Source organism: Pantoea sp. MBLJ3 (assembly GCF_000816655.1).
Lineage (GTDB): Bacteria > Pseudomonadota > Gammaproteobacteria > Enterobacterales > Enterobacteriaceae > Pantoea > Pantoea eucalypti.
This window is the reverse complement of record NZ_JSUT01000007.1, coordinates 31,484-52,560: the sequence shown is the minus strand read 5'-3', so window position 1 is coordinate 52,560 and position 21,077 is coordinate 31,484. Positions and strand designations below refer to the sequence as shown.

Sequence of the window (21,077 nt, the reverse complement as noted above, 5' to 3'; positions counted from 1 at the left end):
ATGGCAATTACCCCTCTTGCTGATGCCGTTCAGCAAAGTCAGCTGCTGGTTAACACGCTTGCTGACACGGATGACAATCCGGTTCACGTTGCGTTTGGCATTAACCATGCCTACGCGCGCGGCCTGGGCATTACGTTGTTTTCACTTCTCAGCCATCATCCCGATACGGCTTTCCACGCCCATATTTTTTCAGACTCACTACGCGACGAGGATGTGGAAAAACTGCGTTCGCTGGCCTCAGGCCATCGTCTGTCCATCACGCTACATATCTTTAATAGTGACTGGGTTGATCAGTTGCCCGCAGTCGGACGCTACCCTAAAAGCATCCACTACCGTTTCCTGATCCCTGAAACCGTGGCGAGCTACAGCGATCGGGTGATCTATATTGATGCAGATACCCTGGTGGTGGGCGATTACTCTCCCCTGTTCACCCTGGATCTCACGGATTACACGCTGGCGGCCTGTAACGACACGCCGCGAGCGCGACAGAATCAGTGCGCAAAGCTCGGCCTGAAGCATCATCACTATTTCAACTCCGGCTTCATGCTGATCAATATTCCCCGCTGGCTCGAAAGGCAGACCACCGCGCGTATTACCGACGTGCTGGTAAAACGGGGCGCAGAGTTTGGTTTTCCCGATCAGGATGCACTGAATATCGTGCTGGAGGATGAAATTCTGATCCTGCCGGACCGCTATAATCAGATTTACGACATCATCGCCAATAAAGTCTGGGACCACTCTACTGTGCCCACTGACACGGTAATGATTCACTACACCGGTAAATGCAAACCCTGGCATGCCTGGGCAGGCAGCGACCTTGCCCGGCGCTACCACGGCTATTACCAGCGCTCACCCTGGGCTGTACAACCGCTTGATACGCCAAAACATTACAAAGAGATGAAGCGATTCGCCCGCATTAAGTGGCATCAGAAACAGTATGCTGAAAGCATCAGCTGGATGATGAAGTATGTCAGTCTCAAGTTCTTTAAGCAGAGCGAACAGTAGCGCACTCAGGTTTATCAGATTGATTCGGGCGCTGTTATTTCAGCGCCTGACTTTCCCGTCATTTATCCCACCTGCTGTTTGCCACGACCATTTATAAAAAGTCAAATGAACACCGGCATAATAATCTGTATACCTTTAAGGTCTCATTGCGTAAAAAAAGCGCATATCGCGCATTATTATTGTCGGGCGTGGTTTTTAGTAAAGCAGGGAAGCCACACCGTTTTATAATCATGCATTCCCTGATTTCATTCTGCTGATTTGGAAATGATTTATGACGAGGCAACGCCCTTTCGCAGTGAATACAACGCCGGTGCAGATATTGTCATGAGTACGTCTCCTCTGCTGAGTATCATTACCCCGATGTATAACGCGGGCAGCATGTTTGATGAGTTCATGCAGGCGCTACTGGCGCAGACGCTGACTGCGCTGGAAATCATAATTGTCGATGACGGTTCCACCGATGGCTCTGGCGAGCGTGCCGACCAGTATGCACAGCAGCATGCTCATATTCGTGTGATTCATCAGGAAAATGGCGGTGTATCGCGTGCCCGCAACGCCGGGCTGGCGATAGCCCGCGGGAAATATGTCACTTTTCCTGATGCGGATGACACCATGCAGCCCGATATGTATCAGACGCTGGTGACGCTGGCGGAAGCGGATGATCTGGATGCGGCACAGTGCAACGCCGAGTGGTTTTTCAAACATAGCCATCGAGTAAAACCGCTGATTCCGCTGGATCGTTTGCGCAGCACACCGGTGCTGAGTGGGGCCGACTGGCTCAATACCGCGCTGAAAACCCATCGGTATATGCATGTGGTCTGGCTGGGGATCTATCGCCGGGAACTGATTGAGCAGCATCAGTTGCAGTTCGAACCGGGTTTGCATCATCAGGATATTCCCTGGACCACCGAGTTTATGTTGCTGGCAAAACGCGTGCGGTATACCGAAGCCGTACTCTATCGCTACTATATGCATGACGCCTCCATCAGCAATCGCAAACGCACTGGCGAGCGCAACGTTGAATATCAGCGTCACTACCTGAAGATTGCGCGCCTGCTGGAAGAGCTTAACCATCGTTATCGTGACCGCGTGAAAATCTACCCGTCATTTCACTATCAGGTGACCCATGAAGCGCTCAGCGTTTGTCACAGTGTAAGACGCGAGCCTGACCCCCGCGCACGCCAGGCGATCATTGCCGACCTGTTCACAACCCGGACACACCTGCGCATGTTACGAAATGCCAGAGGCATTAAGCAGTGGTATCAGTTGCTGTTATGGCTGGCACGACTCTATCGCTGGCGTAATAAATAACCTTTGAGGCTGGCTTTATCCTAAAAAGGGTTTGCCCTACAATCGGCTCACTGAATTCTGAGAACTCTTGTTTATGGCCAGCCTGATTCCAGCAAACTTCTCTCCAAAAAATATATTACTGATTAAGCTGCGCCATCATGGTGACATGCTGCTCACAACGCCCGTCATCAATGCGCTTCATGAGCGTTATCCGCAGGCCAGCATTGACGTGTTGCTCTATAAAGAGACGCGTCCGATGCTGGAAGCGCATCCGGCTATCCGCCATTTGCACGTCATCGATCGCAAATGGAAGCAGGAGGGCACCTGGCGTAAGCTGGGCCATGAGCGTGCATTAATTCGCGCCGTGCGTGCCGCTCATTATGATCTGGTGATAAATCTGGCCGATCAGTGGCGCGCTGCTCAGATGACGCGGCTCTCTGCGGCACCCGTTCGCATCGGTTTCGCCTATAAAAAACGTGATAACGTGCTGTGGCGATGGTGTCATAACCGGCTGGTCCCGACACATAATCACAGCAAACTGCATACCGTTGAGCAGAATATGTCTGCACTGGCACCTCTCGGCATTAGCAGTGATCACGCACGCGTCTCAATGCACTACAGCGACGCTGACCAGCAAATTGTGCAGGCCAGACTGGCGGAACATCATGTCACCGCACCCTATATTGTGGTGCAGCCGACCTCACGCTGGGGCTTTAAATGCTGGGAAGAGGAGAGCGTTGCCGCCACGCTTGATCAACTGGCGCAGCCGGGCCGCAAAGTGGTGCTTACCGCCGGGCCGGATAAGCAGGAGCTGGCGATGATTAACCGTATCAGGGCGCTCTGTGTATCGCAGGATGTGGTTTCGCTGGCGGGTCAGTTCACGCTGCCGCAACTGGCGGCGCTAATCGATCACGCCCGGCTGTTTATTGGTGTCGACTCCGCACCGATGCACATGGCTGCTGCACTTGAAACCCCCTGTATTGCGCTGTTTGGTCCGACCAAGCTGCAGCACTGGCGGCCATGGGGCGACAACAATCATGTTATCTGGGCGGGCGATTATGGCCCGCTGCCCTCGCCCGATTCTATCGACACCAAAACTGACAAGCGTTATCTCTCGGCCATTCCGGTAAAGGATGTGGTCGCGGCAGCGAGGAGCTACCTGAATGAGTAAGTTACGGCTGGCGATTGTCCGGCAGAAATATCGCCCGGATGGCGGTGCTGAGCGCTTTATCTCACGCGCGCTGGAAGCGCTGGGCAGCGAACAGCTCGATCTCAATATCATTACCCGCAGCTGGCAAGGCACGCCCAATCCTGACTGGCATCTGCATATCTGTAATCCTTCAAAGCTGGGACGGGTATCCCGTGAGCGCGGTTTTGCCCGTGCAGCCCGCGCCTGCTGGGAGCGGGAAAAGTTCGATATTGTGCAAAGCCATGAACGTATCGCAGGCTGTGACATTTTCCGCGCGGGTGATGGTGTGCATCGCGTCTGGCTGGAACAGCGCGCCCGCATCGTCTCATCATGGCAACGGCTGAGCGCAACGCTTAGTCCCTATCATCGCTATGTGCTGCAGGCGGAAGCCGAAATGTTTACCTCTCCGACGCTAAAAGCGGTGATCTGTAATTCAGAAATGGTAAAGCGCGATATTCTGCGCTGTTTCCCGCTCGACGCCGGAAAAATCCACGTTATTCATAACGCTATCGACGCCAGCCGTTTCCAGCCCGCCACGGAAATAGCTCGTCGCGCGACCCGTCAGCAACTGGGGCTGCCCGATGCCGCTACCGTACTGATTTATGTCGGCTCCGGCTTTGAGCGTAAAGGGCTGAAAGCGGCCATACAGGCGCTGGCCGCCAGCGATCGCTATCTGATTGTGGTGGGTCAGGATAAGCAGCTGCAACGTTATCAGCAGTTGGCAAATCAGCTTAACTGTCTGGACCGACTGCGCTTTGTCGGCGTACAGCAGGATGTACAACCCTATTATCACGCGGCGGATGGCCTTCTGCTGCCTACGCTCTACGACCCGTTCCCGAATGTGGTGCTCGAGGCGATGGCCTGCGGCTTGCCCGTGATTACCAGCACCGGCTGTGGTGGCGCAGAATTTATTACCGCTGGTCAGGAAGGCTTCGTCTGCGATGCATTGGATATCAAGGGGTTAAATCAGGCTGTTAATACAATACCGCCACTTTCCCTGGATTCACGAATGGGTGAGGCAGCACGGCGTAAAATTGAACCTTATGGCCCACAACGACTGGCGCAGTCACTGACTTCGCTTTATCAGCAGGTACTGGGTAGCAACTGACAATGTGGGATGAGTGCATGCGGGGTTTCTGATAACATGCCGTCATCTGATTTTAATCTGTTTTAGACGCGAACCTGCTGTAACGGTAACTATGACGACCATTTACACCGCCTTGCTCTACTTAATTCAGCCACTCATTTGGCTGCGCCTGTGGCTGCGCGGTCGTAAAGCGCCTGCCTATCGCAAACGTTGGGCAGAACGCTATGGCTATTGTGTCGGCAAAGTGAAGCCTGACGGCATTGTGCTGCACTCGGTCTCTGTGGGGGAAACCCTTGCCGCGATCCCGCTGGTGCGCGCACTTCGTCATCGTTACCCGACTCTGCCGATTACCGTTACCACGATGACGCCGACCGGCTCTGAACGAGCGCAATCTGCTTTCGGTAAAGATGTACATCACGTCTATCTGCCTTATGATCTGCCGGGTTCAATTAATCGTTTTCTTGATACGGTCAATCCACGGCTGGTGATCATCATGGAAACCGAGCTATGGCCGAACATTATCCGCATTCTGCACCAGCGTAATATTCCGCTGGTGATCGCCAATGCCCGCCTCTCGGCCCGATCCGCCAAAGGCTACCGCAAGCTGGGTAAGTTTATGCGACGCCTGTTGCAGAGCATTACGCTAATCGCCGCGCAGAACACTGAAGATGGCGACCGCTTCCTGAGCCTGGGCCTGAAACGTTCACAACTGGCCATTACCGGCAGCCTGAAGTTTGATATTTCCGTCACGCCAGAACTGGCCGCCAGAGCGGTGACGCTTCGTCGTCAGTGGGCGCCGCGCAGACCGGTGTGGATAGCCACCAGCACACACGAAGGCGAAGAGGCCATTGTGCTGGATGCTCATCGCCGCCTGCTGCAGACCTTTCCGGATCTGCTGCTGATTCTGGTTCCCCGCCATCCCGAGCGCTTCAACGATGCCCGCGAACTGACGCAGGAACGCGGCTTTAGTTTTATCCTGCGCAGCAGCGGCGAGATCCCTTCCGGCTCAACGCAGGTGGTCATCGGCGACTCCATGGGCGAACTGATGCTGCTCTACGGCATTGCCGATCTGGCTCTGGTCGGTGGCAGCCTGGTTGAACGGGGCGGACACAATCCGCTCGAACCTGCTGCCCATGCACTTCCGGTTCTGATGGGGCCCCATATCTGGAACTTCAAAGATATCTGCAGCAAGCTGCAGGAAGGCCAGGGATTGATTACGGTCACCGACGTGATTTCGCTGGAAAAAGAAGTCACTAATCTTTTGCAGGATGATGATTACCGCCGTTATTACGGACGCCATGCGGTAGACGTGTTGCACCAGAATCAGGGTGCGCTCCAGCGTTTGCTACAGTTACTCGAACCGCATCTGCCACCCCGGACTCACTAATGTCAGTACGCCAACGTCTTTCCGTAGTGATGATCGCCAAAAATGAAGCGGAACTGCTGCCTGATTGCCTGGCCTCGGTCAGCTGGGCCGATGAAATTATCGTGCTGGACTCTGGCAGCAGGGATGACACCGTCAACATCGCCACCCAGGCCGGTGCGCAGGTCTATCAGAATGATGACTGGCAGGGTTATGGTATCCAGCGCCAGCGCGCGCAGGGCTATGCTACCGGCGACATGATTTTGATGATCGATGCAGATGAGCGCGTTTCACCCGAACTGCGTGCTGCAATTGAGCAGGTGCTGGTTGCCCCACCCAGCCGCACGGTTTATAGCCTGGGCCGCAGCAACCTGTTTCTCGGTCGCTTTATGCGCCACAGTGGCTGGTATCCCGATCGCGTGATGCGCCTCTATCCCCGCACCTTCCGCTACAATGACAATCTGGTGCATGAATCCCTGCAGAGTGACGGCGCGCCGGTAGTGGCATTGCCTGGCGATCTGGAACATCTGACCTGCCGCGATTTAATCGCCTTTCAGCGCAAGCAACTGGCCTATGCTGAAGCCTGGGCCACAGAACGCCATCAGCGCGGTAAGCGTTGCGGCCTCTTTTCTGTATTCAGCCACACGCTGGGCGCATTTGTAAAAACGCTGCTGCTGCGTGCCGGTTTTCTCGACGGCAGGCAGGGCTGGATTCTGGCGGTGGTCAACGCGCAATATACCTTCAATAAATATTCAGCCCTCTGGGCGCTGAATCACGCTTCGGCAAAAGGGCGAGTATGACCACGAAAGCCATCTATCCCGGTACATTTGATCCTGTGACGCTTGGCCATGTCGACATCGTGACGCGGGCAGCACAGATGTTTGACGAGGTTATTCTGGCTGTTGCCGCTAGCCCCAGCAAAAAACCGATGTTTAGTCTGGATGAACGCGTGGCGCTGGCCGGTGAAGTGGTGGCCCATCTGCCTAACGTTGAGGTGGTCGGGTTCAGCGACCTGATGGCGAATTTCGCCCGTGACCAGCAGGCGAACGTGCTGGTTCGTGGATTGCGAGCGGTGTCAGATTTTGAATATGAAATGCAGCTGGCGCAGATGAATCGTCACCTGCTGCCAACACTGGAGAGCGTTTTCCTCATGCCGTCTGAAGGCTTCTCGTTTATCTCATCTTCACTGGTCAAAGAGGTAGCGCGTCACAAAGGCGATGTCAGCGCCTTCCTGCCCGCGCCAGTGCATCAGGCATTGCTGGCTAAACTGGCTTAATGCTGACAGTTCGGGCACCAGTAAGTGCTGCGTTGCCCATGCCTGCCGCTGACAATCGGCGTACCGCATGCCCGACAGGGTTCACCCGCGCGGCCATAGACCTGCAACTGCTGTGCAAAGTAGCCCGGCTTACCGTCTGTCTGTAAGAAGTCACGCAGCGTGGTTCCGCCCTGCTCAATCGAACGAAGCAGCACCGCTTTGATGGTATTCACCAGCAGTTCTGATTCGGCCTGAGACAGGCTTCCGGCAGCACGATCGGGAACGATCCCGGCGGTAAACAGTGACTCACTGGCATAAATGTTGCCCACGCCCACCACCACTTTGTTATCCATCAGCCATTGCTTAATGAGCGTCCGCTTGCCGCGTGACTTATCAAACAGGTAAGCCCCATCAAACTGCTCGCTGAGTGGCTCCGGCCCGAGATGGGCCAGCACACTACTGCCCGCCAGATCGCTGCTCCAGAGCCAGGCACCAAAGCGGCGCGGGTCGGTGTAGCGCAGCACTTTGCCGTTGCTCATCACTAAATCAACATGATCATGCTTCGCTGCTGGCAACTCTTCTGACAGCACGCGCAGACTGCCGGACATGCCAAGGTGGATAATAATCCAGCCATGCGGCAGCTCCAGCAGCAGATATTTCGCCCGGCGCTGCACGCTGAGAACCGGCTGATCGCTCAGCGCCAGGATCTCCTGCGAAACGGGCCAGCGCAAACGTGAATTACGCACCACGGCGTGAAGGATGGTTTCACCGACCAAATGCGGTTCGATACCGCGGCGGCTGGTTTCAACCTCTGGCAACTCTGGCATAGCCTCTCCTCAGCGTTTTACACAAACAAAAAACCCGGCCGGAGCCGGGTTTTTAGCAGAACACTAAAATTACTTAATTTTAGCTTCTTTGTAGAGCACATGCTGACGTACAACCGGATCGAACTTTTTCAGTTCCAGCTTCTCTGGTTTAGTACGTTTGTTCTTCGTGGTGGTATAGAAGTGACCTGTACCAGCAGAGGAAACCAGCTTGATCTTCTCACGAATACCTTTAGCCATGATTCAGTTCCTTAGTACCTTAGTACTTCTCACCACGGGCACGCATATCGGCTAACACCGTATCAATGCCCTTTTTATCAATAATACGCATACCTTTAACAGATACACGCAGAGTAACGAAGCGCTTCTCGCTCTCAACCCAAAAACGGTGTGAGTGCAGGTTCGGAAGGAAACGGCGTTTCGTCGCGTTCATTGCGTGGGAACGGTTGTTACCCGTCACCGGACGCTTTCCAGTTACCTGGCAGACTCGTGACATGTCAATATCTCCAAAAATCAAATCAGCTCGAGCTTTAAAAATTAGGTTTGGGCCGCCTCGTCAGGCTTGCAGCCCGCCAGGCGAATTCCATGGAACCCGCTAAGCTGGCCTAACCGCCAAACCCGAGATTCTCAAAGGTGGCGTAGTATACGCCGCTCAGCCCAAGTGCTCAAGTCCCGAACAGATAAAGATCCCGAATGATCGGGCAAAAAGCCGCCACCTGGCGCGAAATTTCCCGCTATCAGAGCCATCCCCGCTCGGCAAAGGAGACATATTCGCCATGCCCAATCACCAGATGATCGAGCAAGCGTATATCGAATAGCTGGCAGGCCTCACTGACTTTGTGGGTCACTTCGCGGTCTGCGCGACTCGGTTCGGCCATGCCCGACGGGTGATTATGCGCCAGTATCAGAGCAGCTGCGTTGAGTTTCAGCGCCTCCCGAACGATCTCACGAGGATGAACTTCCACACTATTAATAGAACCCGAGAACATATTTTGTGCCCGTAGCACCCGATGCTGGTTATCCAGAAACAGGGCCATAAAGATCTCACGCTCCTGATGAGCCAGCAAACTTTGCAGATACTGGCGCGTGATTTGTGGGTTCTCCATGGCGCTTTCGCGAACCAGTTTGCTGGCGAAAAATCGCTTCGCCAGTTCGGCAACCGCGTGAAGTTGCGCCAGCTTGGCATCGCCGATACCTTTGACTTCACCGAATGCCGCTTTGTCTGATGTCATGAGCAGATAAAGCGAGCCAAACCCCTCCAGCATCTCTCCGGCCAGTTCAAGGACGTTCTGCCCTGGCGATCCGGTGCGGAGAAAAATGGCCAGCAATTCGGTATCGGTGAGCGAGTTTGCGCCCAGTTTCTGGAGTTTTTCCCGTGGTCCCTTGATTTTCATTTTCGCTCTCCCTGAGATGCGCCTCAGAATGGCTCATCCTGCAGAGTGCGGCTATCAATGGAACGGCAATCTACGAGACGGCTCGCAAACGCAGTCGGTGAAAAGGCGCATCCACGCTTTTGTGATAAAGTCCGTGCATTCGCCGCCGCGAGCGGCAGAGAGCTTAGTGAGGCCAACATCATGATGGGATTAGCCGGTAAAAAAATTCTTCTTGGCGTGAGCGGCGGTATCGCAGCGTATAAAGCACCTGAGCTGGTGCGGCGCCTGCGCGATCGCGGCGCTGATGTGCGCGTGATGATGACGGAAGGTGCCAAAGCGTTTATCACTCCGCTCAGCCTGCAGGCCGTCTCCGGCTATCCGGTGTTTGACGATCTGCTTGATCCCGCTGCAGAAGCGGCGATGGGTCATATTGAACTGGCAAAATGGGCCGACCTGATTGTGCTGGCTCCGGCCACTGCCGATCTGATTGCCCGTGTGACTGCTGGCATGGCAAACGATCTGGTGACCACTGCCGTGTTGGCCACGGCCTCACCCGTGGCGGTCGTGCCAGCCATGAATCAGCAGATGTATCGCGCAGCGGTGACCCAGCAAAACCTTCAGACGCTCCACGCGCGGGGCGTGCTGATTTGGGGGCCGGACAGCGGCAGCCAGGCCTGTGGCGACGTCGGGCCAGGCCGGATGCTGGACCCGCTGGCGATTGTTGACCATGCGCTGCTGTGGGCTACGCCCGTCAACGATCTGCAACATCTCAACATTATGATTACCGCCGGCCCGACCCGAGAGGCGCTGGATCCGGTGCGCTACATCACGAATCACAGCTCCGGTAAAATGGGCTTTGCGATTGCCGCTGCGGCTGCCCGACGTGGTGCTCAGGTCACGCTGGTCAGCGGCCCGGTCAGCCTGCCTGCACCTGCGGGTGTGCGACGCGTTGATGTTACCAACGCGCTGGAGATGCAGGCCGCTGTGATGAGTGAGATAGATAAACAACATATTTTCATTGCAAGCGCAGCCGTGGCAGACTACCGGGCAGCCGATATTGCGGCCGATAAAATCAAGAAACAGGGCGGCGATGATAACGTCACGCTGAACCTGGTAAAGAATCCCGATATTGTTGCCGGCGTCGCTGCACTTCAGGAAAACCGGCCATTCGTCGTTGGATTTGCTGCTGAAACACAGAATGTGGAAGAATACGCCCGGCAAAAACGGGTGCGCAAGAATCTGGATCTGATCTGCGCTAACGATGTCGCTAAAGCCGGACAGGGGTTTAATAGCGACACCAATGCTCTTCACCTTTTTTGGCAGGATGGAGAAAAACGCTTACCGCTCAGCGATAAGTCTCTCCTTGGCCAACAATTAATAGACGAGATTGTCAGCCGTTATGATGAAAAAAATAGACGTTAAAATTCTGGATGCGCGCGTCGGCAAAGCGTTTCCACTGCCGACCTATGCCACTTCAGGTTCCGCTGGGTTAGATTTACGCGCCTGCATTGATGATGTTCTCGACATCGCACCAGGCACCACGACGCTGGTTCCGACCGGCCTGGCGATTCATATCGCTGATCCCGATCTGGCCGCTGTAATCCTGCCGCGCTCGGGCCTTGGCCATAAGCATGGCATCGTGCTGGGCAACCTGGTGGGTCTGATTGATTCGGACTATCAGGGACAGCTGATGGTATCGGTGTGGAATCGTGGTCAGGAAAGTTTCTCGCTGCAGCCCGGCGATCGCATGGCACAACTGGTGTTTGTACCGGTAGTCCAGGCTGAATTTAATCTGGTTGAAGATTTCGACGCCAGCCAGCGCGGCGAAGGCGGCTTCGGCCACTCCGGTCGCCAGTAACCCGCATTACCGACTTTCACTTACGCCCGTTATTTTTCCTCATCGCTGCAGGACGCGTTCCTGTGGCAGATGCGTAGGTGTTGCCTGTATTTAGGTGAATTTCAGGGGTCTTTAAGGTCATGGCAGAAAAAAAAGTCGCGAAGCGGAATCGTCGCGAAGAGATTTTGCAGGCGCTGGCGCAGATGCTGGAGTCGGGCGATGGCAGTCAGCGTATCACCACAGCCAAACTGGCAGCCACGGTGGGTGTTTCCGAAGCGGCGCTGTATCGTCACTTCCCCAGCAAGACACGCATGTTCGATAGTCTGATTGAGTTTATCGAAGACAGTCTGATTACCCGCATCAATCTGATCCTCAAGGATGAAAAAGAGACCATGACGCGTCTGCGTCTGATCGTGCAATTGATTCTGGGATTTGGTGAGCGTAATCCGGGACTGACGCGCATACTGACCGGCCATGCTCTGATGTTTGAGCAGGACCGACTGCAGGGACGTATCAATCAACTGTTTGAGCGGATTGAAGTGCAACTGCGACAGGTCATGCGTGAGCGGAAAATGCGTGAGGGCGAGGCTTTTCAGGCTGATGAAGCATTGCTGGCAAGTCAGTTGCTGGCTTTCTGTGAAGGTTTGCTGTCGCGGTATGTCCGTTCTGAGTTTCGTTTCAGTCCTACCGCAGACTTTGAGGCCCGCTGGCCACTCATGGCTGCTCAGCTAACGTAAAGCGTCAAAGAAGGCGGGCATTGCGCCCGCCTCTGTTAAATCCCGTACGCTTTCTGATAAGCACGGACCTGAGCCAGGTGATCGGCCATCTCAGGCTTCTCCTCCAGCCAGGCAATCAGGTCTGCCAGGGTAATAATCGCAGTCACTTTACAGCCGTAATCACGTTCCACTTCCTGGATTGCCGACATCTCTCCGCGTCCACGCTCCTGACGATCTAGCGAAACCAGCACACCTGCCAGGGTGGCGTTGTGCGCGCCGATAATATCCATCGACTCACGAATCGCCGTGCCCGCTGTGATCACGTCGTCCACCAGCATCACTTTGCCCTGCAGCGGACTGCCTACCAGCAGGCCACCTTCACCGTGATCTTTGGCTTCTTTACGGTTAAAGCAGTAAGGCACATCGCGGTCATGATGATCAGCCAGCGCCACTGCCGTGGTGGTAGCAATCGGAATGCCTTTATAGGCCGGACCAAACAGCAGATCGAAATCAACAGCGCCATCCACCAGCGCCTGCGCGTAGAAGCGTCCCAGCAGCGCTAAATCCCGTCCGCTGTTAAACAGACCGGCATTAAAGAAATAGGGGCTTTTACGCCCGGACTTCAAAGTGAACTCACCGAACTTCAGCACCTGCTTGTTCAGGGCGAATTCAATAAACTGACGCTGCCAGGCTTTCATCTCTCACTCCTCAAATAAAGAAAAGGCGACTCTGAGGTCGCCTGTTACATCAATTTTCCAGCGCTGCTTTCTGCGCCTGAATCAATTCCTCAATTCCGCCGCGCGCCAGCGCCAGTAGCGTCAGCAGCTCTTCATGGCTGAAGGGTTCGCCCTCGGCGGTGCCCTGCACCTCGATCATGCGGCCATCTTCCATCATCACGACATTCATGTCAGTTTCTGCGGCTGAGTCTTCAACATACTCCAGATCGCACAGGGCTTCGCCTTTGACGATGCCCACTGAAATCGCGGCGACCATACCCTTCATCGGGTTTGCTTTGAGTTTGCCGCTGGCTACCAGCTTGTTCAGCGCATCAGCCAGAGCCACACAGGCGCCAGTGATTGATGCGGTGCGGGTGCCGCCATCGGCCTGGATTACGTCACAATCGAGCGTAATGGTAAATTCACCCAGCGCTTTAAGATCAACCGCGGCGCGCAGTGAACGGGCAATCAGACGCTGAATCTCCAGCGTACGGCCACCCTGTTTACCTTTTGCGGCTTCACGCGCCATACGGCTGTGGGTCGAACGCGGCAGCATGCCATATTCGGCTGTGACCCAACCCTGGCCCTGGCCTTTAAGGAAACGCGGAACCCCTTCGTCTACGGAGGCAGTGCAAAGCACTTTCGTTTCGCCGAATTCCACCAGAACGGAACCCTCTGCGTGTTTGGTGTAATTGCGGGTCAATGTGACTGGACGCACCTGTTGTGCGCTACGGCCTGCTGGACGCATGGGTATTCTCCGGCTTGCTAATGATTGGCTGCGCATTATACGGACTTCCTTGCCCGCTGTCTCTTGCGCCTGCCTGAAGCAGGCATCAGATGAAATTTCCGGCCAGCTGTGGCTAAATGCGCTTTCCTTTCTCTCTGATAAAAAAGACATATGGCCGCCATTCTTCATTTCCTGCTGGCGCTGGTGGTGATTTTCGCCCTTGCGCTGCTGGTCAGTCATGACCGTAAACAGATTCGTCTGCGCTTTATTATTCAACTGATTGTGGTGGAAGCCGCGCTGGGTTGGTTCTTCCTTCACTCCGCCGGAGGGCTGGCACTGGTCGGATCGTTTGCCGGTTTCTTTGAGACGTTGCTGGGGTTTGCGGCGCAGGGCACGGAGTTCGTTTTTGGCGGAATGAGCAAACAGGGGCTGGCGTTTATCTTCCTTGGTGTGCTCTGTCCGATTGTCTTTATTTCGGCACTCATCGGCATATTGCAGCACTGGCGCATCCTGCCGCTACTGATTCGTGTTTTCGGAACGCTGCTGTCGAAGATTAACGGCATGGGCAAGCTGGAGTCATTCAACGCCGTCAGCACACTGATTCTCGGTCAGTCAGAAAACTTTATCGCCTATAAAGGGATTCTGGGTGATATCCCACCGCGCCGGCTCTACACCATGGCAGCGACCGCGATGTCCACCGTTTCGCTGTCGATTGTCGGTGCTTATATGTCGATGATTGAACCGAAGTATGTGGTTGCTGCACTGCTGCTTAATATGTTCAGCACCTTTATTATCCTGTCGATCATCAACCCGATGGAAAGCCGGGATGAGCAGCCTATCGCGCTGGAAAAGCTGCATGAAGAGCAGAGCTTCTTCGAGATGCTGGGCGAGTACATCCTGGCAGGCTTCAAAGTGGCGATGATTATTCTGGCGATGCTGATTGGCTTTATTGCTCTGATTGCTGCCGTTAACGCGCTGTTTGCGGCGGTGTTTGGCTACAGCTTCCAGCAGCTGCTCGGCTATCTGTTCTATCCTCTGGCCTGGCTGATTGGGATTCCGAAAGCCGATGCCCTGCAGGCGGCAGGCATCATGGCGACTAAGCTGGTCGCGAATGAGTTTGTGGCGATGATTGAACTGCAGAAAGTCGCGGCGGGCATGAGTGCGCGCGGGCTGGGTATTCTGTCGGTGTTCCTGGTCTCTTTTGCTAACTTTGCCTCGATCGGCATTGTGGCGGGCGCAATAAAAGGCCTGAACGAGAAACAGGGAAATGTGGTTTCCCGCTTTGGCTGGAAGCTGGTCTATGGCTCCACACTAGTCAGCCTGCTCTCTGCGGCCTTTGCCGGTCTGTTTATCTGACTATTTAGCGGGCGGCAGCTTCGCCGCCCGCTTTCGCCCTAGAACCCGACACAGACGGGTGCATCTACCCGCATAACCGACTCCTGACCAAACCGTTTTTTATAGAGGGTACGTAACGCCTCAATATCATGATTGGTCGCGGGATCGATACCGTGGATCAGCATCAACGCTTTACTGTTCTCTCTTGCCAGTTGACCGTTCTCGCCCAGCCATTGACCTTTAGCGTCATAGACCGACAATCCCGCTTTGAAACGTGGCGTGACTTCATTATCCACGAAGTTCATCCAGTCGAGTGAACTCACACTGCCGCCATCTGGCTTGCTGAGTCCGAACCACAACGTGGTCTGCATCATCATGTCGCCACCCGCACAGATGGGGTGCGGTTTAGTCGGCGGCGCGTGGCGCGTCTGGCAACCCACCAGCAGCAGAGCCATTACAACAGGGAATGCAATAACGCGGGACATAAATCAGTTATCCTCATAGGTGACCAGTGGTCATCATATGTGGCTGCCGCTGAAAGCGGAAATAGTTCGTTATTTTCCTGTAAGACGCTTATGCCTGTTATGGCGTGGCTCGCCTCGCTATACTTCACCCATCTTTCCGTAAATTGAGTACCGCTTATGATCCGCAGTATGACCGCTTATGCCCGCAGCGAAGCCAAAGGCGAATGGGGCAGCGCAGCCTGGGAGCTGCGTTCTGTTAACCAGCGTTATCTGGAAACTTACATCCGTTTGCCTGAACAGTTTCGTGGGCTGGAGCCGGTTATCCGCGAGCGCATTCGCCAGCGTCTGACGCGCGGTAAAATTGAGTGCAACCTGCGTTATGATGCCGATCCCAGCGCTCAGGGCGAACTGATGCTGAATGAAACGCTGGCGAAACAGCTGGTGCAGGCTGCTAACTGGGTAAAAATGCAGAGCGACGAAGGCGCGATTAATCCGCTGGATATTCTTCGCTGGCCGGGCGTGATGTCTGCGCAGGAGCAGGATCTGGATGCCATCAACACACAATTGTTACAGGCACTGGATGGCGCGCTGGACGATTTCATTGCGGCGCGCGAAAGCGAAGGCACCGCGCTGAAAGCGATGATTGAACAGCGTCTGGAAGGCGTTTCGCAGGAAGTCAGCAAAGTGCGCGCGCAGATGCCTGACGTGATCAAATGGCAGCGTGAACGCCTGGTCGCCAAACTGGAAGATGCTGAAGTCCAGCTGGAAAACAATCGCCTTGAGCAGGAGCTGGTGATGATGGCGCAGCGTGTTGATGTATCCGAAGAGCTGGATCGTCTGGATGCACACGTTAAAGAGACCTACAACATCCTGAAAAAGAAAGAGGCTGTAGGCCGCCGTCTCGATTTCATGATGCAGGAGTTCAATCGGGAATCGAATACGCTGGCATCAAAGTCGATCAACGCCGAGATCACCACTTCCGCGATCGAACTGAAAGTGCTGATTGAACAGATGCGCGAGCAGATTCAGAACATCGAGTAAGTTCCCGCCCGGCAGGTCAGTTATAAAGCGTCAGCAATGGCGCTTTGTTCATTTTTCAGGCATTATCTTTCGGGTTTCACCTCCCTATGTGGCTTTTGACTCCCACCTGCGGCTTCATTATCACGTAAAGATTGATAAACGTTCATTTCCAGACACTTCCGGAACACACTTTAATCATGCTTTGCATTTAGGATGATTTCTTTTTAAATTGCTGATTTTAAAATAATTTTTCTGGATTTAACTCTTTTTACGTTCCCGACGCACTGTCTCCATGAAACAGATCAATCCTGTGAATCACGGAGTTTCCCTTTTTTTGAAGGCACTTTTTGATAAAGTATCGGTCGAATTCAATACAGCCGTACCGCTTTAAGACTCATGGAAGTGCTCTTTATGCGATACCCCCCTCAACTTCCATGAAGGTTGTTAATGAAAAACACCGGAAAATTTAGCAGTTCGCTGCTGCATCCGCGTTATTGGTTTACCTGGTTTGGCCTTGGCGTACTCTGGCTGCTGGTCCAGCTTCCTTATCCTGTTCTCATGCGTCTCGGTGCCGGTGCCGGCAAAATCTCTCGCCATTTCCTGCAGCGCCGCGAGCGTATTACCCGTCGTAACATCGAACTCTGCTTCCCGGGTATCAGTGAAGAAAAAATCGAACACATGATCGCTGGTAACTTCGCATCGCTAGGCATGGCCCTGGCTGAAACCGGTATTGCTTGGTTCTGGTCTGACCGGGCAGTAAAACGCCTGTTTAACGTTTCAGGTATGGATAATCTTCACGCTGCGCAGAACGAAAAGCGCGGTGTGATGCTGATTGGCGTACATTTCATGTCGCTGGAGCTGGGCGGACGCATCAGTGGACTCTGTCAGCCGATGATGGCGATGTATCGCCCGCACAATAATCAGGCGATGGAGTATGTGCAGACCAAAGGCCGCATGCGTTCTAATAAAGCGATGATTGACCGTCGTGATCTGCGCGGTATGGTTCATGCTCTGAAACAGGGTGAATCGGTCTGGTTTGCACCAGACCAGGATTACGGCCCTAAAGGCAGCACCTTTGCGCCACTGTTTGCGGTGGAAAAAGCTGCCACTACCAACGGGACTTTTGTTCTGTCGCGTCTGGCGAAGCCAGCGATGGTACCGATTATGCTGATTCGTAATCCAGGAAATGATGGCTACCATTTAATCATCGAACCGATGCTGGAAAATTATCCTCATACCGATGAGGCTGCTGCTGCCGCTTACATGAATAAAGTGATCGAAAATCAGATCCTGCGTGCACCCGAACAGTACCTCTGGCTACATCGCCGATTCAAAACCCGTCCGCCGGGTGAACAGTCACTCTATATCTGAGTAAACTGATAAAGCAGGCCGCGTGCCTGCTTTTTTGTTTTAATCTCCGGGTTCACTCCTTTTGTTCCTCCCTTTCCTCTTTCCCGATCCCCCTCTCCTCATCATGCCTCTCGCGTTATAGCAATGGCTCTTGTTTCTGCTGCTCAACATGCCTGTTCTGCGGTAAGCAGGCTGGTATCAGAGAGATTATTAGGAAATGATGAATCTTCTTATCTCGTTATTAACGGACACCTTATGGATATCAATGACACACAGCAGTGGCAGCGTCCGCTGATTGACGATCGCCTCACACCTTACATTGAAGTGGATGCAGCACGCCTGGAATGCAACCTGCAGCATATGCAGCGCAAAGCCCGTGCGGCTGGCGTCGCGTTGCGTCCGCATATCAAAACGCATAAAAGCGTCTGGATTGCCCGGCGACAGATTGAGTCTGGCGCGCAGGGGATCACCGTCTCAAAACCCAGCGAAGGCATCAGTTTTATTCAGGGTGGTATACGCGATCTGTTGTTAGCCTATCCGGTTGTACATCCGCAAAGCGTGGCTGAATTACTGCGCCTCGCCGTGCTTCATCAGGTCAGACTCACCCTGATTGCGGACAGCCTGCAGGGCGTGGCGGCGATCGCTGAGGCCTGCCAGCATCAGCCAGGGTGCGAACTGGCGGTGGCGATTAAAGTGGATGTTGGGTTACATCGCATTGGCGTCAATCCCGATACAGATGACGCCGTGCTGATTGCCCGGGCATTACAGGACAAGGGATTACGCTTTGCCGGATTAGTGTCACATGCCGGTCACGCTTATGGTGCGGGTCATGCCGCAGCCATTGCGGAGGTCGCCCGCCAGGAAACGGCATTGATGCAGCGCGTTCAGGCAAAACTGCAGGCTGCGGGTTTTACCGACTGCCCTCTCTCAGTGGGGTCAACCCCAACTGCGCTGGCAGCAGAGATTGCGCCCTGCATTAATGAAATCCGGCCCGGTAACTATGCACTGTTGGATCTTACTGCCTGCCGCCTTGGGTTAAGCCACGTCGATCAACTGGCAATGAGCGTCATTACCCGCGTTGTGGCGGTAAACGATCATTTCGCCATTGTTGACGCCGGATCAAAAATGCTGAGTTCGGATAAAGGGCCGCACGGCACCAATGCCAGCGGCTTTGGTGTTGCAGCAGACGAAGCGGGCAATACGTATGAAGTGACGAAGTTATCCGAGGAGCACGGTTTTCTGCTGTTTCAGGATCGCCGCCCTGAAGTCGGCACGTTGCTGCGTATCTTCCCGAATCACAGTTGCGCAGTGATGGCGCAGTCGGATGGCTTTGTTCTGCGCCACGCCAGTGGCCATAGCGAAGATCATGCCGTTTCTGCGCGTGGCAACTTCATCTGATTCTGCGGCAGACAGCCTCATCCGTTGTCTGCCTTTTGTACGAAACCCTGTCAACACCACACTTCTACTGTTACACCGTTTTAACAAGTCTGGCCCCATGCTTTAATGCCTTTTTCGCTTATCCATTGGAGGTTACATGCTCTCCTCTCGCACGCTGAGCCTGACGATCCCACGTCACTGGTTAGATCTTTATGAAACTATCTGGAAGCCGGAATTTTTCGCAAAATGGGCATCCGGGTTAACGCACAGTGCATTAGAACCCGATGGACATCGCTGGCGTGCTAAAGGCCCCCTGGGCAATGTGAAGCTCAGGTTTTCACCACACAATCCGTTTGGCGTAATGGATCACTGGATTGATAACGGCTCAGGAAAGGAGATCTATGTGCCGATGCGCGTGATCGCTAATGAACAGGGTGCCGAGGTAATGGTTACGGTTTATCGCCAGCCATTTACTTCAGATGAGAGATTTAAGCAGGATATTGAATGGGTTAGCAATGATCTGGAGAAACTCAATCAGCTTCTGACACAGTAAATCAAGGACTTAGAGTCCGTTTTTCTCTGTACTTATCGCTGGTCGCTAACGAAAAAAAATAGAAAAACTTCTGACATTAAAGCATAAAGCGCTTATCTGATTACTCATCCCCGATACACGTTTACCACCAACCCTGCTTAAGCATCTCCGCCAGGAAAATTCCTGGCTTAACCCGCTTTCACATAGCTGATCTTCCCGGATTTCAGGCTTCTCTGTCTCCCCTGATGACCTTCTGCCTTAGAGACATACATTAATCATCAACAGTTGTTTATCACTGCTCTCCTGAAGATTTAATATTTATCATGCATAAAGTGAAACCATTTATTTCTGCGGTCGTGTAATCAGACTTTTCTTATGGTGTTAAATTAAATAAAACAATGTATAAATCATTCCACACACAGCAATACCCATAATGATAAAGCAGGAAAAAGTCATGGACCGCTCAACCTATCCTTTGTTATCAGAAAAAGAATTCGTTGAGATTGCCGCAAGGATGCTGGCAGGAGAATATAAAAATACAAAAGGATTTATTCGTGATCTGGCGGAATTTCTGTTAGCTGCAGGGGATTCCGCCATGACACGAAACAGGGAATTTACCAGGGATATCTATTTTTTATCTGAGCATCATTTGATTGAATCAATAATAACATGGCAAGCCTGGAGAGGTATTTCAGGACTTCGGCCGGAAAAATTGCACTAACTAACGGTGTCACAGCAACCTCTTCTTGCCGTTACACAATTATTTAATTCTCACAGAGTCGATAGACTCTAACGAGTATATTATGGCAATACGTGAAAGCAGTCTTAATAGCGCAAAATGGTCTCTGCTCTCTTCAATCAAAATTATTGGCATTGGCGTGTTGCAACTCTCGTTGCTGGCGCAGATTCTGCAGGCGAATGAGCTAAACCTGCTGGCGATTGCCATAATTGCCTTACTGTTTATTGATACTCTGGCCGATCGCGGCTTCTCAAATACACTGATCCGTCGCTGTATGCTCTCAATCAATGACCTCTCAACCATTTACTGGGGTAATATGTTGATGGGTGTCGCGGTGTTTGGTCTGTTATTTACGGGCAGTCACCTGCTGAACAGCCTGTTTAATCAGCCCGAACTGGCTCTCATGCTGCAGATGGTTTCAGTGGTGTTTATTATCATCCCTCAGGGTCAGCATTACCGTGCGGTGTTACAGCGTGAAAAGCAATATACACGCATTGCTTTTGCTGAAACGTCCTCAGTATTAGCCGGACTTGCAGTCACCTTATTTACCGTCTGGCTGACACCTTCTGTATTATGTGCGATCTGGGGTTACCTTGCGATGGCATCCATTCGCATGCTGATTTACTGCTACTATGGTCGCTCATGGTTCCAGCCGGAATATCACTTTAGTCTGAATGCTTTTGCTAAAATTCGTGCAAGAAACAAATAATAAAATAAGTCTGTATGGTGGGCTCTGAGCATCCGAAACGATGCGTTGGCGTGCTGTTAACCAGCACGCCTTTCTTTTTGTTAATCCTGTCGATATATTTTTACTCCTTTCTTTAGATGCAGCATCCCGTTCTTTCTATCTCCTTTACAGACCAATGTCTGACCTGCAA

At 53.3% G+C, this 21,077-nt stretch carries 24 protein-coding genes; 17 read left to right on the top strand and 7 right to left on the bottom strand.

Translation table 11 applies throughout. From position 1 onward, the window contains the following. The 7 genes from NP77_RS13800 (at position 1) to coaD (ending at position 7,210) form a co-directional block, all read left to right on the top strand. Positions 1 to 1,005: a glycosyltransferase family 8 protein gene (locus NP77_RS13800; protein WP_008926950.1), complete on the top strand. Its 1,005-nt coding sequence runs from the start codon at positions 1 to 3 to the stop codon at positions 1,003 to 1,005. Positions 1,006 to 1,269: 264 nt separating this feature from the next. Next, positions 1,270 to 2,316 carry a glycosyltransferase gene (locus NP77_RS13795; RefSeq protein WP_039660573.1) on the top strand — a complete coding sequence of 349 codons (1,047 nt, stop codon included), beginning with the start codon at positions 1,270 to 1,272 and terminating at the stop codon, positions 2,314 to 2,316. Between the two features lie 73 nt (positions 2,317 to 2,389). Further along, a complete protein-coding gene (rfaQ, locus tag NP77_RS13790; RefSeq protein WP_003851311.1) occupies positions 2,390 to 3,466 on the top strand; it encodes a putative lipopolysaccharide heptosyltransferase III in 1,077 nt (358 codons plus the stop codon). Further along, complete coding sequence (locus NP77_RS13785) at positions 3,459 to 4,592, top strand: glycosyltransferase family 4 protein (protein ID WP_039660571.1); 1,134 nt, start codon at positions 3,459 to 3,461, stop codon at positions 4,590 to 4,592. The genes rfaQ and NP77_RS13785 overlap by 8 nt, the downstream gene beginning before the upstream one ends. 91 nt (positions 4,593 to 4,683) lie before the next feature. Next, positions 4,684 to 5,958, top strand: a complete 1,275-nt coding sequence (waaA, locus tag NP77_RS13780; RefSeq protein ID WP_003851314.1) for a lipid IV(A) 3-deoxy-D-manno-octulosonic acid transferase — start codon at positions 4,684 to 4,686, stop codon at positions 5,956 to 5,958. After that, positions 5,958 to 6,734: a glycosyltransferase family 2 protein gene (locus NP77_RS13775; RefSeq protein WP_003851315.1), complete on the top strand. Its 777-nt coding sequence runs from the start codon at positions 5,958 to 5,960 to the stop codon at positions 6,732 to 6,734. The genes waaA and NP77_RS13775 overlap by 1 nt, the downstream gene beginning before the upstream one ends. After that, entirely contained in the window at positions 6,731 to 7,210 is a 480-nt protein-coding gene (gene coaD, locus NP77_RS13770) for a pantetheine-phosphate adenylyltransferase (protein ID WP_003851317.1), read from the top strand. The genes NP77_RS13775 and coaD overlap by 4 nt, the downstream gene beginning before the upstream one ends. On the opposite strand, the gene mutM is transcribed toward coaD, so the two are convergent. From mutM to radC, 4 genes are all read right to left on the bottom strand, one after another. Further along, complete coding sequence (mutM, locus tag NP77_RS13765; RefSeq protein ID WP_003851319.1) at positions 7,207 to 8,016, bottom strand: bifunctional DNA-formamidopyrimidine glycosylase/DNA-(apurinic or apyrimidinic site) lyase; 810 nt, start codon at positions 8,014 to 8,016, stop codon at positions 7,207 to 7,209. The genes coaD and mutM overlap by 4 nt on opposite strands. A 69-nt stretch (positions 8,017 to 8,085) precedes the next feature. Then, positions 8,086 to 8,253, bottom strand: coding sequence for a 50S ribosomal protein L33 (gene rpmG, locus NP77_RS13760; RefSeq protein WP_003024094.1), 168 nt, complete (start codon positions 8,251 to 8,253; stop codon positions 8,086 to 8,088). A 19-nt stretch (positions 8,254 to 8,272) separates the two neighbouring features. Then, positions 8,273 to 8,509 carry a 50S ribosomal protein L28 gene (gene rpmB, locus NP77_RS13755; protein WP_006121249.1) on the bottom strand — a complete coding sequence of 79 codons (237 nt, stop codon included), beginning with the start codon at positions 8,507 to 8,509 and terminating at the stop codon, positions 8,273 to 8,275. 241 nt (positions 8,510 to 8,750) lie between these two features. Next, complete coding sequence (radC, locus tag NP77_RS13750) at positions 8,751 to 9,407, bottom strand: DNA repair protein RadC (RefSeq protein WP_003851323.1); 657 nt, start codon at positions 9,405 to 9,407, stop codon at positions 8,751 to 8,753. 180 nt (positions 9,408 to 9,587) lie between these two features. Between radC and coaBC the strand changes: the two genes are divergently transcribed. From coaBC to slmA, 3 genes are all read left to right on the top strand, one after another. Then, positions 9,588 to 10,808: a bifunctional phosphopantothenoylcysteine decarboxylase/phosphopantothenate--cysteine ligase CoaBC gene (gene coaBC, locus NP77_RS13745; protein ID WP_039660566.1), complete on the top strand. Its 1,221-nt coding sequence runs from the start codon at positions 9,588 to 9,590 to the stop codon at positions 10,806 to 10,808. Next, positions 10,786 to 11,244 (top strand): dUTP diphosphatase, encoded by a 459-nt coding sequence (dut, locus tag NP77_RS13740; protein WP_003851329.1) that lies wholly within the window; start codon positions 10,786 to 10,788, stop codon positions 11,242 to 11,244. The genes coaBC and dut overlap by 23 nt, the downstream gene beginning before the upstream one ends. Positions 11,245 to 11,363: 119 nt before the next feature. After that, a complete protein-coding gene (gene slmA / locus NP77_RS13735; protein ID WP_039660564.1) occupies positions 11,364 to 11,960 on the top strand; it encodes a nucleoid occlusion factor SlmA in 597 nt (198 codons plus the stop codon). Positions 11,961 to 11,995: 35 nt separating this feature from the next. On the opposite strand, the gene pyrE is transcribed toward slmA, so the two are convergent. Together pyrE and rph are read right to left on the bottom strand one after the other, a co-directional pair. Next, positions 11,996 to 12,637: an orotate phosphoribosyltransferase gene (pyrE, locus tag NP77_RS13730; protein ID WP_031591887.1), complete on the bottom strand. Its 642-nt coding sequence runs from the start codon at positions 12,635 to 12,637 to the stop codon at positions 11,996 to 11,998. Positions 12,638 to 12,686: 49 nt separating this feature from the next. Further along, entirely contained in the window at positions 12,687 to 13,403 is a 717-nt protein-coding gene (rph, locus tag NP77_RS13725) for a ribonuclease PH (protein ID WP_003851334.1), read from the bottom strand. Positions 13,404 to 13,553: 150 nt separating this feature from the next. On the opposite strand from rph, the gene NP77_RS13720 reads away from it, so the two are divergent. Then, positions 13,554 to 14,738 (top strand): NupC/NupG family nucleoside CNT transporter, encoded by a 1,185-nt coding sequence (locus NP77_RS13720; protein ID WP_003851335.1) that lies wholly within the window; start codon positions 13,554 to 13,556, stop codon positions 14,736 to 14,738. A gap of 38 nt (positions 14,739 to 14,776) precedes the next feature. Here NP77_RS13720 and NP77_RS13715 read toward each other — a convergent pair whose 3' ends face one another. After that, positions 14,777 to 15,202 (bottom strand): DUF3574 domain-containing protein, encoded by a 426-nt coding sequence (locus tag NP77_RS13715; protein WP_003851336.1) that lies wholly within the window; start codon positions 15,200 to 15,202, stop codon positions 14,777 to 14,779. Between the two features lie 156 nt (positions 15,203 to 15,358). Here NP77_RS13715 and NP77_RS13710 point away from each other — a divergent pair, with 156 nt between their 5' ends. The 6 genes from NP77_RS13710 (at position 15,359) to NP77_RS13685 (ending at position 20,908) form a co-directional block, all read left to right on the top strand. Beyond that, positions 15,359 to 16,222, top strand: a complete 864-nt coding sequence (locus NP77_RS13710; protein ID WP_003851337.1) for a YicC/YloC family endoribonuclease — start codon at positions 15,359 to 15,361, stop codon at positions 16,220 to 16,222. 426 nt (positions 16,223 to 16,648) lie between these two features. Next, positions 16,649 to 17,572 (top strand): kdo(2)-lipid IV(A) palmitoleoyltransferase, encoded by a 924-nt coding sequence (gene lpxP / locus NP77_RS13705; protein ID WP_003851339.1) that lies wholly within the window; start codon positions 16,649 to 16,651, stop codon positions 17,570 to 17,572. A gap of 234 nt (positions 17,573 to 17,806) precedes the next feature. Further along, entirely contained in the window at positions 17,807 to 18,949 is a 1,143-nt protein-coding gene (locus NP77_RS13700; protein WP_039660562.1) for an alanine racemase, read from the top strand. Positions 18,950 to 19,085: 136 nt separating this feature from the next. Then, positions 19,086 to 19,481 (top strand): hypothetical protein, encoded by a 396-nt coding sequence (locus tag NP77_RS13695; protein WP_039660561.1) that lies wholly within the window; start codon positions 19,086 to 19,088, stop codon positions 19,479 to 19,481. 433 nt (positions 19,482 to 19,914) lie between these two features. After that, complete coding sequence (locus NP77_RS13690) at positions 19,915 to 20,181, top strand: hypothetical protein (RefSeq protein ID WP_039660605.1); 267 nt, start codon at positions 19,915 to 19,917, stop codon at positions 20,179 to 20,181. Between the two features lie 82 nt (positions 20,182 to 20,263). Beyond that, positions 20,264 to 20,908 (top strand): oligosaccharide flippase family protein, encoded by a 645-nt coding sequence (locus NP77_RS13685; protein WP_003851343.1) that lies wholly within the window; start codon positions 20,264 to 20,266, stop codon positions 20,906 to 20,908. Positions 20,909 to 21,077: the final 169 nt, after the last annotated feature.